16 protein-coding genes are annotated in these 15,005 nt (G+C 59.2%); 13 read left to right on the forward strand and 3 right to left on the reverse strand.

Going from position 1 to position 15,005, the window contains the following annotated elements; genetic code table 11:
* The first annotated feature begins 13 nt into the window (after positions 1 to 13).
* The 9 genes from yceD to ABD997_RS05950 all read left to right on the forward strand — a co-directional run bounded on the left by yceD (position 14) and on the right by ABD997_RS05950 (position 7,159).
* Entirely contained in the window at positions 14 to 544 is a 531-nt protein-coding gene (yceD, locus tag ABD997_RS05910) for a 23S rRNA accumulation protein YceD (protein ID WP_345316089.1), read from the forward strand.
* Positions 545 to 561: 17 nt separating this feature from the next.
* A complete protein-coding gene (rpmF, locus tag ABD997_RS05915; RefSeq protein ID WP_345316090.1) occupies positions 562 to 732 on the forward strand; it encodes a 50S ribosomal protein L32 in 171 nt (56 codons plus the stop codon).
* A 10-nt stretch (positions 733 to 742) separates the two neighbouring features.
* Positions 743 to 1,768, forward strand: a complete 1,026-nt coding sequence (gene plsX / locus ABD997_RS05920) for a phosphate acyltransferase PlsX (RefSeq protein WP_345316091.1) — start codon at positions 743 to 745, stop codon at positions 1,766 to 1,768.
* Between the two features lie 7 nt (positions 1,769 to 1,775).
* The gene (locus ABD997_RS05925; RefSeq protein WP_345316092.1) at positions 1,776 to 2,738 is read left to right on the forward strand and encodes a beta-ketoacyl-ACP synthase III; all 963 of its coding nucleotides are present in this window, start codon (positions 1,776 to 1,778) and stop codon (positions 2,736 to 2,738) included.
* A 25-nt stretch (positions 2,739 to 2,763) separates the two neighbouring features.
* Positions 2,764 to 3,684 (forward strand): ACP S-malonyltransferase, encoded by a 921-nt coding sequence (gene fabD / locus ABD997_RS05930; protein ID WP_345316093.1) that lies wholly within the window; start codon positions 2,764 to 2,766, stop codon positions 3,682 to 3,684.
* A gap of 19 nt (positions 3,685 to 3,703) precedes the next feature.
* Entirely contained in the window at positions 3,704 to 4,450 is a 747-nt protein-coding gene (gene fabG / locus ABD997_RS05935) for a 3-oxoacyl-ACP reductase FabG (protein WP_345316094.1), read from the forward strand.
* 160 nt (positions 4,451 to 4,610) lie between these two features.
* Positions 4,611 to 4,844 carry an acyl carrier protein gene (gene acpP, locus ABD997_RS05940; RefSeq protein WP_067657665.1) on the forward strand — a complete coding sequence of 78 codons (234 nt, stop codon included), beginning with the start codon at positions 4,611 to 4,613 and terminating at the stop codon, positions 4,842 to 4,844.
* A gap of 61 nt (positions 4,845 to 4,905) precedes the next feature.
* Positions 4,906 to 6,144, forward strand: coding sequence for a beta-ketoacyl-ACP synthase II (gene fabF, locus ABD997_RS05945; protein ID WP_345316095.1), 1,239 nt, complete (start codon positions 4,906 to 4,908; stop codon positions 6,142 to 6,144).
* 148 nt (positions 6,145 to 6,292) lie between these two features.
* Entirely contained in the window at positions 6,293 to 7,159 is an 867-nt protein-coding gene (locus ABD997_RS05950) for an NAD(P)-dependent oxidoreductase (RefSeq protein ID WP_345316096.1), read from the forward strand.
* Positions 7,160 to 7,210: 51 nt separating this feature from the next.
* Here ABD997_RS05950 and cdd read toward each other — a convergent pair whose 3' ends face one another.
* Together cdd and sbcB are read right to left on the reverse strand one after the other, a co-directional pair.
* The gene (gene cdd, locus ABD997_RS05955; RefSeq protein WP_345316097.1) at positions 7,211 to 8,092 is read right to left on the reverse strand and encodes a cytidine deaminase; all 882 of its coding nucleotides are present in this window, start codon (positions 8,090 to 8,092) and stop codon (positions 7,211 to 7,213) included.
* 99 nt (positions 8,093 to 8,191) lie between these two features.
* Positions 8,192 to 9,601, reverse strand: a complete 1,410-nt coding sequence (gene sbcB, locus ABD997_RS05960; protein ID WP_345316098.1) for an exodeoxyribonuclease I — start codon at positions 9,599 to 9,601, stop codon at positions 8,192 to 8,194.
* 174 nt (positions 9,602 to 9,775) lie between these two features.
* On the opposite strand from sbcB, the gene ylqF reads away from it, so the two are divergent.
* Positions 9,776 to 10,711, forward strand: a complete 936-nt coding sequence (ylqF, locus tag ABD997_RS05965; protein ID WP_345316099.1) for a ribosome biogenesis GTPase YlqF — start codon at positions 9,776 to 9,778, stop codon at positions 10,709 to 10,711.
* Positions 10,712 to 10,890: 179 nt separating this feature from the next.
* Here ylqF and msrA read toward each other — a convergent pair whose 3' ends face one another.
* On the reverse strand, positions 10,891 to 11,373 hold the full coding sequence (gene msrA, locus ABD997_RS05970; RefSeq protein WP_345316100.1) for a peptide-methionine (S)-S-oxide reductase MsrA: 483 nt from the start codon (positions 11,371 to 11,373) through the stop codon (positions 10,891 to 10,893).
* A 291-nt stretch (positions 11,374 to 11,664) separates the two neighbouring features.
* Between msrA and astE the strand changes: the two genes are divergently transcribed.
* The 3 genes from astE (at position 11,665) to ABD997_RS05985 (ending at position 14,996) form a co-directional block, all read left to right on the forward strand.
* Complete coding sequence (gene astE, locus ABD997_RS05975; RefSeq protein WP_345316242.1) at positions 11,665 to 12,666, forward strand: succinylglutamate desuccinylase; 1,002 nt, start codon at positions 11,665 to 11,667, stop codon at positions 12,664 to 12,666.
* 168 nt (positions 12,667 to 12,834) lie between these two features.
* Entirely contained in the window at positions 12,835 to 14,019 is a 1,185-nt protein-coding gene (locus ABD997_RS05980; RefSeq protein ID WP_345316101.1) for a thiamine pyrophosphate-dependent dehydrogenase E1 component subunit alpha, read from the forward strand.
* The gene (locus ABD997_RS05985; RefSeq protein WP_345316243.1) at positions 14,019 to 14,996 is read left to right on the forward strand and encodes an alpha-ketoacid dehydrogenase subunit beta; all 978 of its coding nucleotides are present in this window, start codon (positions 14,019 to 14,021) and stop codon (positions 14,994 to 14,996) included. The genes ABD997_RS05980 and ABD997_RS05985 overlap by 1 nt, the downstream gene beginning before the upstream one ends.
* Positions 14,997 to 15,005: the final 9 nt, after the last annotated feature.

The following is a 15,005-nucleotide window of genomic DNA, read 5'->3' on the forward strand; positions in this document are numbered from 1 at the left end:
ATATGCGCGGCCTATGCAGAAAGTACGAATTCCGGTAACGCTGAATCCCGCTCGATGCGCCCAGCGTCAACTTCGTTATGACGGTACCATTCCGTCGAAGGTGATGAAGCGCGTTAATGGGGCCAGTGCCGGCGACTGCAAGGAAGTTGATGTTTCCGTGGAATGCGGCGTCGATGTTCAGGGGATAGTCTACCTCAAGGGGAAGGCTGTGACGGAGCTCACTCTGACCTGTCAACGTTGTATGGAAATCTATCAACAGCCTGTTGCGGTCGAGTTCGCATTCAGCCCTGTGACTGACGATTCACAGATAGATGAGCTCCCGGATGCTTATGAGCCAGTCGAACTCGACGAAAATGGCGATGTGCATCTGCAACAACTGATTGAAGACGAAATCTTGGTGGCTTTCCCCATCGTGCCCGGTCACGATAATGAAAACTGCCGACTCGCCTCTCGGGATGTGGTTGTGGGTGAAATTAAATCAGAGCCTGCTGATGAGCGTCCGAAGAATCCGTTCGCGGTTTTAGAATCGCTAAAGCGAAATTAAACTAGGAGATTGGGGCCATGGCCGTACAGAAAAGCAAAGTAACTCGTTCTCGTCGCGGTATGCGTCGTTCTCACGATGCCCTGAGCAACGTTCAGCTGTCTGTTGACGCGACTTCCGGTGAGAAGCACCTGCGTCACCACGTGACTGCTGACGGTTTCTACCGTGGCAAGAAGGTAATCAACCTGTAAGGTTACCAGCTTGTCCAATCTAACCCTTGCGTTAGATGCAATGGGGGGCGATCACGGTCCCCATGTCACAGTGCCTGCAGCTTTGCAGGCACTGTCGCATTATCCCCACCTTACGATCATTCTGGTTGGCGATCGCATCGCGATGGGTGAGCAGCTACGCCGCCATCACGCAACCGAATCTCCCCGCCTGCAGTTGCTGCATGCCGAGCAGGTCGTTCCCATGTCGGAGAGGCCAGTTCAGGCCCTGCGTACCCGCCGCCAAAGTTCGATGAGACTGGCTCTGGATCTAGTCCGTGATGGCCAGGCGGATGCCTGTGTCAGCGGAGGGAATACCGGTGCACTGATGGCGATGGCCAAAGTGGTGCTGCGTACCCTGCCGGGAGTCGAGCGTCCCGCCCTGGTGGCTACCCTGCCGACCCTGGGGGGGGAGCCTGTTTACCTGCTCGATCTTGGCGCCAATGTGGCTTGCGATTCGGAGACCCTGTTTCAGTTTGCGGTGATGGGCTCGGTGTTGGCGGAGTGCGTGGGCAAACGCGCGCAACCCCGCTTGGCGTTACTGAACGTCGGCGCTGAGGAGATCAAGGGTAACGATCAGGTGCAGCAGGCGGCACAACTGCTTCAGTCCACGCCACAACTTAATTACCGCGGCTTTATCGAAGGTGATGGCATCTTTACCGGTGCGGTGGACGTCATTGTCTGTGATGGCTTTGTCGGCAACATCACCCTCAAGGCCTCCGAGGGGATCGCACGCCTTTTGGTACAGCAGCTTAAGCAGGGGATCCAGGGCAACATCCTGGCCCGAATGCTGGGGTGGATGCTCAAGCGCCGGCTTAGTCGCTTCAATCGTCAAATGAACCCCGACCAGTACAATGGCGCCAGTCTGTTAGGATTGCGCGGTATTGTGGTCAAGAGCCACGGTCACGCCGATGAGGCCGCCTTCCTTCGTGCCATCGAAGAAGCGATGGTAGAGGTACAGCGGCAGGTGCCGAGGCGTATCAAAGACCGACTCGAGTCGGTATTACTAGACAAGTCTTAAATCATCTATGCATACAAAAATATTGGGCACCGGCAGCTATCTGCCAGCCCAGATCCGCACCAATGCGGATCTGGAGCGTATGGTGGAGACCAGCGATGAGTGGATCCTGGAACGAACCGGGATCCGCGAACGGCGTATCGCCACCGATGGTGAAACTGTGGTGACCATGGGTTATGAGGCCGCTCGTCAGGCTCTGGAAGCGGCGGCCCTGACACCGGCCGACATGGATATGGTGATCTGCGGTACCACCAGCGCGGAGAACACCTTTCCCGCTGCCGCCTGTGAGATCCAGGCGCTGTTGGGCGCCGGTGACTGCCCGGCGTTTGATCTCTCCGCCGCCTGCAGCGGATTCCTGTTTGCCCTGTCGGTAGCGGACCAGTTTGTTAAGTCCGGTCAGTGCCGGACTGTGCTGGTGATCGGGGCCGATGCCCTGACCAGTCAGTGCGATCCCGATGATCGCAGCACCATTATCCTGTTTGGTGATGGCGCCGGTGCCGTGGTGGTGGGGGCCAGCGAAGAGCCGGGGATCCTCTCCACGCATATCCACAGCGACGGCCGTTACGCCGAACTACTCAAAACCGCCCAGCCCAGTCGAAGCAAGGTTTCATCGCCCCGCCAGGACGATTACCTGGTGATGAAGGGTAATGAGGTGTTTCGCCACGCGGTAACCCGACTCTCCTCGGTGGTGGAGCAGGCACTTAACGCCAACCAGATGGCCAAGAGCGACATCGATTGGCTGGTGCCCCACAACGCGAACTACCGCATTCTCAAGGCCACGGCCAAGAAGCTGGGGCTGCCGATGGAGCAGGTGGTGCTGACCCTGGAGCACCACGGCAATACCTCCGCGGCCTCCGTGCCCATTGCCCTGGATATCGCGGTGCGTGATGGCCGCATTCAACGGGGTCAGACCCTGTTGCTGGAAGCCTTTGGCGCCGGTTTTTCCTGGGGCGCAGCCCTGGTTAAGTACTGAATTCGTTCGAGCAAGGAACCCTTTAATGAGCAAGAAAGCATTCGTATTTCCCGGTCAGGGAAGCCAAAGCGTTGGCATGTTGGCGGAACTGGCGGCTGAGTTGCCAGTAGTGGAGCAGACTTTTGCCGAGGCCTCCGACGCCCTGGGCTTCGACCTGTGGCAACTGGTTCAGGAGGGGCCGGCAGAAACCCTCAACCAGACCCACAATACCCAGCCGGCTCTGCTGGCCGCTTCGGTGGCGATCTGGCGGGCCTACCAGACCCAGGGCGGTGAGGCGCCAGCGGTGCTGGCCGGTCACAGCCTGGGCGAATACTCCGCACTGGTTTGTGCCGGGGTGATCCCTTTCGCCGACGCGATCAAGCTGGTGGCCCTGCGTGGCCAACTGATGCAGGAAGCGGTACCTGCCGGTGTGGGGGCGATGGCCGCCATCATCGGTCTGGATGATGCTGCCATCGCCGAGGCGTGCCAAGCCGCCGCCGAGGGTGAGGTCGTGGCGCCGGTGAACTACAACAGCCCGGGCCAGGTGGTGATCGCCGGTCACAAGGCTGCCGTCGATCGCGCCGGTGCGGCCTGTAAGGCGGCCGGAGCCAAGCGCGCACTTCCCCTGCCGGTGAGCGTGCCGTCGCACTGCGAATTGATGAAGCCGGCTGCCGACAAACTGGCCCTGGCACTGGCAGATATTCCCTTCGCGGCACCCCGGATCCCGGTGATCAATAACGTGGACGTGGTGCAAGCCACCGATGCGGAGGCGATTAAGGATGCGCTGGTGCGTCAGCTCTACTGCCCGGTGCGTTGGACCGAAACCGTGGAGGCGATGGCCGCCGATGGGGTTGAGGTTCTGCTGGAGTGTGGTCCGGGCAAGGTCCTGACCGGACTGGCTAAACGAATTAATAAGTCCTTGGTTGCATCGGCGCTGCATAGCGTGGCCGATCTGCAGTCAGCATAAACAGTTAGGGAGATTGACCATGGGCGTAGCTCTGGATTTAACAGGCAAGGTGGCGCTAGTGACGGGCGCCAGCCGTGGGATCGGCCGTGCCATTGCCGAGCATTTTGTTGCCGCCGGTGCCAAAGTGGTGGGGACCGCGACCAGTGAGCGCGGTGCCGCTGCTATTAGCGAGTACCTGGGTGACGCAGGTATGGGTTTGGTGCTGAACGTGACCGAGCAGGCCTCTGTGGATGCCTTGTTTGCCGAGATTAAAGCTCAGTATGGTGACATCGATGTGCTGGTCAATAATGCGGGGATCACCCGTGACAACCTGATGATGCGGATGAAGGAGGAGGAGTGGTGCGACATTCTTGATACCAACCTGACTTCCATCTTCCGTACTTCAAAAGCGGTGCTGCGGGCGATGATGAAAAAGCGTCATGGGCGCATCATCAACATCGGTTCCGTCGTGGGGACCATGGGGAACCCGGGACAGGCGAACTACTGTGCAGCGAAGGCGGGCGTGATTGGCTTTACCAAGTCGCTGGCAAAAGAAGTGGCCAGCCGTGGGATCACCGTCAATGCAGTTGCACCGGGTTTCATTCAAACTGACATGACCGAAGAGCTGACGGACGATCAGAAATCCGGGATCCTCGGACAGGTGCCCGTAGGGCGTCTGGGTCAGGCTCAGGAGATCGCCGATGCGGTTCTGTTCCTGGCGTCTGATCGGGCCAGCTACATTACTGGCGAAACTTTGCATGTTAATGGTGGCATGGTGATGGCGTAAGCCATCTGCCGCTAATGGTGGTGAATGGGTAACGATTCGTCGTGATTATGTTTGCAATTTCGTGGTTTGACCACAAAGCTAAATGCTTGCAATGTCACTGGAATCGAATACACTAACCGCAAATCAACGCATCTGCGTACTTGAACAGGAAAGTAATAACATGAGCAACATCGAAGAACGCGTAAAGAAGATCATCGTTGAACAGCTGGGCGTCAAGGAAGAAGACGTTAAAGCTGAAGCCTCTTTCGTTGATGATCTGGGTGCAGACTCCCTGGACACCGTTGAGCTGGTAATGGCTCTGGAAGAAGAGTTCGATACCGAGATCCCGGACGAAGAAGCTGAGAAGATCACCACCGTTCAGGCGGCGATCGATTATGTTCAAGCTAACCAGTAAGCTGAACTGAGTTTCCTGAAACAGGCGGCCTTGGCCGCCTGTTTTGTATTTGGAGGTTAACGTGAGCAAACGTCGTATTGTGGTGACTGGCCTGGGAGCGGTGACTCCGGTCGGTAACGACATTGAGACCACTTGGCAAAACTTGTTGGCTGGGAAAAGCGGAGTGGGTCCCATCCCGCACTTCGATGCCAGTGCTTTTTCTGTGCGTTTTTCTGCTTCGGTCAAAGAGTTTGATGTCGAACAGTACCTGAGCAAAAAAGACGCCCGAAAGATGGACCTGTTCATTCAGTACGGTCTGGCAGCGTCGATCCAGGCGATCCGGGATTCCGGGTTGACCATCGATGAGGCTAACGCCCATCGCGTTGGCGCGGCCATCGGTGCCGGTATGGGCGGGCTGCAGCTGATTGAGGCGAATCACAGTCAGCTGATCAAATCCGGCCCCCGCCGGATCTCGCCCTTCTTTGTCCCCTCCACCATCATCAATATGATTGCTGGCCACCTCTCCATCATGTACGGCTTTACCGGGCCCAACATCGCCATTACCACCGCCTGCACCACTGGCGTCCACAACATCGGTCATGCCGCACGGATGATCGCTTACGGCGATGCGGACGTGATGGTAGCCGGTGGTGCCGAGATGGCGACCACCGAACTCGGGGTGGGCGGCTTCGCCGCCGCGAAGGCGCTCTCCACCCGCAATGACGCGCCAGAGAAAGCTTCCCGGCCCTGGGACAGGGATCGCGATGGCTTTGTGATCGGTGATGGTGCGGGGGTGATCGTACTCGAGGCGTATGAACACGCCAAAGCTCGGGGTGCCAAGATCTACGCCGAATTGGTGGGCTTTGGCATGAGTGGCGACGCCCACCATATGACCTCGCCGCCGGCGGATGGTCGCGGTGGTGCGGCAGCGATGCGCAACGCCATTGCAGATGCGGGGGTTGCCCCGGAAACCATCGGTTATATCAATGCCCACGGTACCTCGACGCCTGCGGGGGATATTGCCGAGGTCAACGGCGTGAAACAGGTGTTTGGCGAACATGCCCATCGTCTGATCATGGGCTCTACCAAGTCGATGACCGGTCACCTGTTGGGGGCGGCGGGTTCGGTGGAGTCGATCTTCACCATCCTGGCACTGCACCATCAGCAGGTGCCGCCCACCATCAATCTGGAGAACCCCGATGAGGGGTGCGATCTGGACTTCAACCCTGACGGGGCCCGGGCGGTCGAGATGGACTATGCCCTTTGTAACTCCTTCGGTTTCGGTGGCACTAACGGCTCTTTGCTATTTAAGCGTGTCTGAAACCTGGCGCTTGCAGTGCTAGCGAACGGCTCCCGAAAGGGGGCCGTTTTTGTTTCTGCCGGTCATATCGATACCAATGCCAGCGCTGGCATTCAGTGCTGTTATGCCGGAGAATTGCCGCAACCTATTGGAATCGAGGATAAATAAAATGAGCAAGGTAGCGTTTATCGGCCTGGGCGTGATGGGGTACCCCATGGCGGGCCACCTTAGCCGGGCGGGGCATGAGGTCTGTGTTTTCAACCGCACACAGGCCAAGGCTAATCAATGGGTAACTGAGTTTGGTGGCGGTGCGGCGTCTACGCCAGCCGAGGCAGCGGCCGGGGCGGATTTTGTCATGGTCTGCGTCGGCAACGATGACGATCTGCGCAGCGTGGTACTGGGGGATCAAGGTGCGTTGGCGGGCATGGCGTCAGGAACGGTTCTGGTGGATCATACCACCGCATCGGCAGACGTGGCACGGGAGCTGGCTGCCATCGCTAAAGCGCAGGGGGTGGACTTTCTGGATGCGCCGGTCTCCGGCGGTCAGGCCGGGGCAGAAAACGGTGTGCTTACCGTGATGATGGGGGGGGAGGCCGATATCTTTGGTCGTGCCAAGCCTGTCGTGGATGCCTATGCCCGCAGCGCGGTGTTGCTGGGACCGGTGGGGAGTGGGCAGCTGTGTAAGATGGTGAACCAGATCTGCATCGCCGGCGTGGTTCAGGGGCTGGCAGAGGGACTTAACTTTGCTCAGAAGGCCGGCCTGGATGGTGACAAGGTGGTGGAGGTGATCAGCAAGGGGGCGGCGCAGTCTTGGCAGATGGAGAACCGCTCTCACACCATGCTCCAGGGAGAGTACGAGTTCGGCTTCGCCGTGGACTGGATGCGCAAAGATCTTGCCATCACTCTGACCGAGGCGCGCCGCAATGGTGCATCGCTGCCATTGACCGCCCTGGTGGACCAGTTTTATCAGGAGGTGCAGAAGATGGGGGGCCAGCGCTGGGATACCTCGTCGCTGATGGCACGCTTTCGGGATTGACCTTCTGGCGGGCAGGGCAATCGCGAATGGGCTGCCCTGCCCGGGAAGGGGTTAGACAGCTTCAGTTTGCAGCGCCACGTCGCTTACCGCTCCGAGGGCCGCAACGGACGCGAGGCGATGGTCGATCTGACCCTGTGCTTTTTGAACCAGCAGGGCTCGTCGGATGCGATGGAAAGGGACTCCGGACATCGCCATGGCAGAGAGTGCCATCTGCATCGGCGGCAGGCTGGGATTGAAGGCGGCATTTTCCGCGTAGCGGCCGCAGAACAGGCGCTCATCATCACTTTGCAGCACCACCGCAGCGGGGCTGGATGAGTAGGGGGCGTAGCTGGCGTTGGCCTCAGCCACGGCTGCGATCATCATCGGGTCCCGGCTGGGATGCTGCAATCCGTGATCCATGTGAGCCAGCAATCCGCTTTCTACCCCCAGATCTTTGGGGCCGAAAGCGTAAGGCAGGTAGTGGGACAGTGCTTGGCGCCCCTGGTCTGGCAACACCACCTGAAGTTGATTGGCGTGTTGTAGCTCGTTCATGAATTGTCGGCAGTGGCCACAGGGCGAGGCATTGACCACCATGGCACGGATCCCGGACTCGCCGTGGCGCCAGGCGTTGCTGATGGCCGCCTGCTCACCGTGGACGGAGTGAAACAGGTTTTGCTGCACCAGCTCCAGGTTGGCGCCAAAGTAGAGGGCGCCGGATTGTCCCTGGGCGATGGCTCCCACACGGAAGTGGGATACCGGCGTGATGGCATAGGCGGCGGCCAGCGGCAGCAGGGTGAGCATCAGAGGATCACTCTCCAGGCCCGACAGCGATTGCAGCTGCGTAAAGCGCTCGGCGCTGATCACCCCCTCGAAGCGGTCGGTGAGCTCCGGCGTCAGGGCCTGAGTCAGCGCTGGGGGCAGGGCCTGCAGCGCGGTGTGAAGATCATGTGTCATAGCGAAGATCCAAACAATATTCGACTTCGATTGTAGGACGCCGGGATCCTGGACGTTGTGCGCCAGCTCACGGCCCGTGGGTTCAATCCACTTCCCAAGCTACAGGCTTCGCAGGTAGTGTCCGAGGGCGGTCAGCAGTTTCGACTTGGTTTCATCCTGGCCATGTTGCTCAAACAGCTGCTCCAGCCGGTAGAGATATTCGGGATCGTCCAACCGGGCGCGGCAGTGCTCCTGCCACTTAACCTGCTCCGCTTCGCTCAAGGTTTCCGGGTAGTTTCGCGCCCGGTAGAGGAAGTAGAGAGGCGCCAGTCGCGGATCCTTAAACACCGGCTCCAGTGCCGCCAGGTGTGCTGCCGGGGTGGTGCGCACCAGCTCGATCTGGGCACGATCCGCATCGCTGAAAAAGCCGTCGTACAGTTGTTGGTCCGCGGGTTTGGGGGTACTCGGTGGCGCCGAGTCGGTGAAGAGTCCATGGAGCTTCTCCCTCACCAGTTTGTGATTTTGCTTGAGTAAGCGGTAGTGATGGCGGCACTGGGCCTTATCCAGGCTGAGCCGCTGCGCGTTGCTGTCATCCAAGGTGGCTGCCGGAGCGACAAAGGGACTGCGGTTCAGGTGAACCAGTTTAACCGGTACCCGGGGCTCTCCCTCAGGACGTTCGCTGGCACTGAGGTAGAGCTTCTCCCTGAGCGTAACGACGTCCCATTCCAGCAGTGGCGTGGGGTCTTGCGTCAGGTCGACACAGGCTACGGCATTCTTGTTGTCCGGGTGCCAGGCCATGGGCAGCACCAGCGCGGCACAGCCGTGGGCCGCAGGGAAGCGCGAACTGACGTGCAGCAGCGGCTTAAGCGCGAGGATGTCGATCTGCTGTGCAACCGCCTGCTTGCGCCTTAACGAGAAGTACCACTGGTAAAGCTTGGGTTGTTTCTCTTTTATCAGTTTGGCCAGGGCGATGGTGGCCTTAACGTCGGAGACGGCATCGTGAGCGGCATCGTGGCCAATGCCGTTGGCGGCGGTCAGGTGCTCCAGCTTGAAGCTGGGGTGGCCATCCTCCCGCAGCGGCCACTCGATACCCTCGGGACGCAGGGCGTAGCAGGCGCGAACCAGATCGATGATGTCCCACCGGCTGTTGCCGTTTTGCCACTCCCGTGCATAGGGATCGAAAAAATTACGATAGAGGGTGTAGCGGGTGACCTCGTCATCGAAACGCAGGGAGTTATAACCCACCGTGCAGGTACCGGGGCGTGCCATCTGTGCCTGAACCTTGGCGATGAATTCCGCTTCCACGCCCCCCAGGCGATTGGCTTTTTGCGGTGTGATCCCGGTGATCAGGATCGCCTCCGGGTGGGGCAGGTAATCTGTCGCCAGACGACAGTAGAACTCGACCGGTTCTTCAATGATGTTGAGATCGAGATCCGTCCGGATCCCGGCAAACTGGGCGGGCCGGTCCGCCGCCGGATTGGCGCCCCAAGTCTCATAATCGTGCCAGAGGAGGGTGGGTTGTTGCGTCATAACACGCCTGCTCTAAGTGTAAAACCTCATTCTAACAGATGTTTCCTCCCAAACCTTTGGCCTCCTCTGAGTGCCGAAGCCAATGGTTGCGACCGAGAGGAGCGGCCAGCTCATGATCTTTATCTCCGTTCAGGCTACACTGCGCGGATCCCAGACAAGAGAAGAGAGTAGGTCATGGCACTTCAATGGTTTCCGGGCCATATGAACAAGGCGCGGCGCGAGATCAAAGAGGTGATGCCGCAGATGGATGTGATCATCGAGGTGCTCGATGCCCGCATCCCCTACAGCAGTGAAAACCCCATGGTGGCGCAGTTGCGTCGCGACAAGCCGGTGATCAAGATCCTCAATAAGGCGGATCTGGCGGATCCCGTGCTCACCGAGCAGTGGATGACCTACCTGGAGCAGGAGCAGGGGGTTAAGACCCTGGCCCTGGATACGGATAAGGCGAGCCAGGTGCATAAGATCACCGATCTCTGTCATAAGCTGGTGCCCAATAAGGTGGGCCAGGATAAGCAGATAAAGGCGATGATCATGGGGATCCCCAATGTTGGGAAATCTACGTTGATCAATACCCTGGCCAAGCGAGTCGTGGCGAAAACCGGCAATGAGCCCGCGGTGACCAAGGCCCAGCAGCGGATCAAGCTGGAGCAGGGGATCATGCTGTACGACACGCCGGGAATGCTGTGGCCCAAGCTGGAGAATGAACACTACGGCTACCGTCTTGCCGCGATTGCGGCGATCCGCGATACCGTGGTGGATTACGAGGACCTGGGCAGTTACGTCTCCGAGTACCTGATGAAGAGCTACCCGGAACGCCTGATGGAGCGCTACAAACTCGACGTCCTGCCGGAGCAGGATTGGGAGTTCATGGAGATGGCGGGACGCAAGCGTGGCTGCATGCGCGCTGGAAATCAGGTGGATCTGGCCAAGTTCGGCACGCTGCTAATCAACGAGCTTCGTAATGGCACCCTGGGTGGCATCACCCTGGAAACACCCTCAATGGCGGAAGTGGAGAAAGCGGAACTTGAGGAGGCTCGGCAAAAGGCCGAGGCCCTCAAGCAAGCCCAGGAGGCGGAGAAACTCAAGCGCAAACAGGGCCGCCGGCACTGAGGCTGATTTCAGGATAGGCATTGCTGCGCGTCCATTAACCGCAGCCGAAGTCACCGCTGCGGTGAGGCCAAAACCTTCGGATACTCGAAGCCGGACTCTGTCCGGCTTTTCTATTTCGACTGGCTGATGAGTCAGGCAGAACCGCGAGGGACAACCCTTCCAGAAATGTTGGCCGGGGCTCAGTAAAAGGGCAGGTGGCAACTGGGCTGATCATTTTTTTCCAGATAGTTCTGGTGGTACTCCTCGGCGCGCCAGAAAGGTTGCGCCGGCGCGATCTCGGTGACGATGGGTTTATCTCGCCAGTAACCGTGAGCCTGCTGTGACGCTTTCGATTGTTCAGCCACCTCTCTCTGACTGGCATCATGGTAAAAGATCACACTTCGGTACTGACTGCCCAGGTCGTCACCCTGTCGGTGCCGGGTGGTTGGATTGTGATACTGCCAAAACACCTCGAGGATCGCTTCAAAGCCGGTGCGGTCAGGGTCGAACTCGATCTGCACCACCTCCGCATGGCCCGTGCTGCCCTGCTTAACCTGCTGATAGGTGGGGTTGTCGAGGTGGCCTCCCATGTAGCCGCAGCGGGTGTTGAGTACGCCGTCAATTTGGCGCAAAAAATGCTCTACGCCCCAGAAACATCCGGCGCCTAATGTTGCTAATGCCATCCTTTTCCCCTTTAACAGTTGTTCGACGTTGATCGGATACCCAGCGAGTAACGGACTGCGACTGTGGTAACGGTGTGACGTTGCCTTCACTTAAGTGGCCGCTTGGAGCTTTAGACGTTTAGCCATCCAAGGTGAGGATATGACAGTGTACAGCGGGGGGCAAGAGAAAATCCTGGCCCGTGATTAACCTGAGTATTGCCCTTGTTACAATGCCGGGATTGCGTGGTCGTCGCGGCGCAGAGCCGCAGCGGCAAAAGAGGTGCGTTGCAAAAGGAGAGAACCTTGTTAGAGATGGATCTGTTGTCCCATACCCTGCGTCATGCCGGCGAACGGATCAGCCCCAAAAGCTGGACACTGAGCGACGGTACCAGGGTGACCCTGCATGATGTCGGGATCTTAAGTTTTGAGCCGGCCAAACCTGGGCCCGGGGATATCGTCTTGTCAGCAGGGGTTCATGGAAATGAGACAGCCCCGCAGGAGCTGCTTAATGGCCTGGTAACCGGGCTGATAAACGGAGCCTTAAGGTGTCAAAACCGGTTGCTGGTCCTCTTCGGTAACCCCCTCGCAATGGCTGAGGGGGTTCGGGAAGTAGAGGCGAACATGAATCGCATGTTCAGTGGCGGACATCGGCAGTACTTGAGCACTGCGAGCGCGGAGGCTGAGCGTGCCGCCTTGCTGGAAAATAGCGTAGAGGCGTTTTTCACCCAGCGGCAGGGCAGCCGCTACCACTATGATCTGCACACCGCGATCCGCGCATCCAAGCGGGAGCGCTTTGCCATCTACCCCTTTCGCCATGGCAAACCCTGGCGGCGGGCCCAGCTGGCCTTTCTGGCTAACGGCGGCGTCGACACCGTGCTGCTGTCCCACGACCCGACCCACACCCTCAGTTACTTCTCCTCCGACCGTTTCGGTGCGGATGCCTTTACCGTCGAGTTGGGTAAGGTAAGGCCTTTTGGCCAGAATGATCTTGAGCGCCTGGCCCCTTTTCGCGACCAGTTAATCGCCCTGATCGAAGATAGCAGTCCCAACCTCTCTGAACCGGAAACCCTGACGGTGTTTGATGTGGCCCAAGTGATCATCAAGGAAACGGAGGATTTTCGCCTGCATTTTGCCGATGATGCGGCCAATTTTACCCCCTATCCACGAGGTACGCTGCTGGCCAGCGATGGCGTGGCGGCCCATCGCGTCAAGGCGGAAGAGGAGGCGATCGTGTTTCCCAATGCCAAGGTGGCGAATGGCCAGCGTGCCTGCCTGACGGTCGTGCCCGTGGGGGCAGACCAGCCCTTCGAGTAGAGGCGATGTGGCTGTAAATCCCTCGATACAGACTAAAGTGGGAGCGCGCTGCTTTCCTCGCGGACGGTGTTGTTATGCCGTTGACGTAAAGGTAACTTGGCTGCAGCGTTCCAATAATGACAACACAAGGACAGGCAGACTCCTGCCTGTGAAATGGGAAGTGCAACGATGACGGACAATTCGGCGGTGGCTAATGAAAGTCACCAAGCCCAACTGGTGGACGGCCACGCTTTGGCGATCCCGACGGTAAAACTGCTCAATGCCGAGGGGGAGTTGCTCGAGGGGGCCACTTTGCCCCAGATCGACAAGGCCCTGACTCAGAGGATCCTGGACTCAGCGATATTTACCCGGGTCCTGGATGATCGCATGCTGGCAGCACAACGTCAGGGGCGGATCAGCTTTTATATGACCTGTACCGGTGAGGAGGCCGCCGTGTTGGGGGCTGCTGCGGCGCTGAAGCCTCAAGACATGATCATGGCACAGTATCGGGAGCAGGCGGCGTTGCGTTACCGGGGTTTCACGACCGAGCAGTTTATGAACCAGATGTTTTCCAATGAGAAAGATCTGGGGAAAGGGCGGCAGATGCCGATCCACTACGGCAGCAGGGCGCTGAACTATATGACCATCTCCTCGCCCCTGGGGACCCAGATCCCCCAAGCGGCCGGCTACGCCTACGGGCAGAAGCTGCAGGAGGAGGATGCCTGTACCCTCTGCTTCTTCGGTGAGGGGGCTGCCTCGGAAGGGGATTTCCACGCCGGCCTGAATATGGCCGCCGTGCACCAGGCCCCGGTGATCTTCTTCTGCCGTAACAACGGCTACGCGATCTCCACCCCCGCCAACGAGCAGTTTGCCGGTGATGGTATTGCGCCCCGGGCGGTAGGCTACGGCATGAAGGCCATCCGGGTGGACGGTAATGACATGCTGGCGGTACTGGCGGCCACCCAGTTGGCCCGTAAGGTGGCGCTGGAGGAGAACTGCCCGGTTCTGATCGAAGCGATGAGCTATCGACTGGGGGCACACTCCAGCTCCGATGATCCCAGCGGCTACCGCAGTAAGGATGAGGAGGCCAAGTGGCGGGAGTTTGATCCCGTGCGGCGCTTCAAGCTTTGGGCGATTAAGCAGGGCTGGTGGAGCGAAGAGGAGGACGAGACCCTCTTCGAAACCTACCGAGCTGAAGTACTGGCGGCGGTGAAGGTGGCGGAGAAGCTGCCGTTGCCGGGCCTGGATACCCTGGTGACCGATGTCTATGACACCGTGCCGGCGCACCTGGAAGCACAGTTAAAACAGGTACGCGAGCAGGTTCAAAAATACCCCGATCACTACCCGGCCACAGCGAACAAGGAGCGTGGATGATGGCGCAGATGAATCTATTGCAGGCGATCAACAACGCGCTGGATCTGGCCATGGGCAATGATGCCCGGGTGTTGGTGTTCGGCGAGGACGTGGGGCACTTTGGCGGTGTCTTTCGTGCCACGGCGAAGCTGCAGGACAAATATGGCAAGGCGCGCTGCTTTAACACGCCGCTGACGGAGCAGGGGATCATCGGTTTCGCCAATGGCCTGGCCGCTCAGGGGATGCGCCCGGTGGCGGAGATCCAGTTCGCCGATTACATCTTTCCCGCCTTCGACCAGATCGTCAACGAGGCGGCCAAGTTCCGCTATCGCAGTGGCAACGAGTTCGATGTAGGTGGCTTGACGATCCGGACGCCGTACGGCGGAGGCATCGCCGGCGGCCACTATCACTCCCAGTCGCCGGAAGCCTACTTTACCCAGACACCCGGCCTGAAAGTGGTGGTACCTCGGAACCCCTACCAGGCCAAGGGCCTGCTGCTGGCCTCCATCCGTGATGATAACCCTGTGGTGTTCTTCGAGCCCAAGCGCCTCTATCGTGCTTCCGTAGGGGAGGTGCCGGAGGAGGATTACGAACTGCCGCTGTCGCAGGCCGAGGTGATGCAGACCGGCAGCGACATCACCCTGTTGGGTTGGGGTGCACAGCTGGAGTTGATAGAGAAGGCGGCGAAGCGCGCCGAAGCGGATGGGATCAGCAGTGAGATCATCGACCTGAGAACACTTCTGCCCTGGGATGTGGATACGGTTGCCGCCTCGGTTGAAAAAACCGGCCGCTTGCTGATCAGCCATGAAGCGCCGCTGACCGGCGGCTTTGCCGGCGAGATCGCCGCGACCATTGCCGATCGCTGCTTCCTCTACCTGGAGTCGCCCATTGCCCGGGTCTGTGGCCTGGATACGCCCTATCCGCTGGCGCTGGAGCAGGAGCATATGGCGAATGAGCTTAAGATCTACGAGGCCATCAAGGCCAGCGTCCATTTCTAAGGAGAGACC

The sequence above is a fragment of the Ferrimonas gelatinilytica genome, from assembly GCF_039544205.1.
Lineage (GTDB): Bacteria > Pseudomonadota > Gammaproteobacteria > Enterobacterales > Shewanellaceae > Ferrimonas > Ferrimonas gelatinilytica.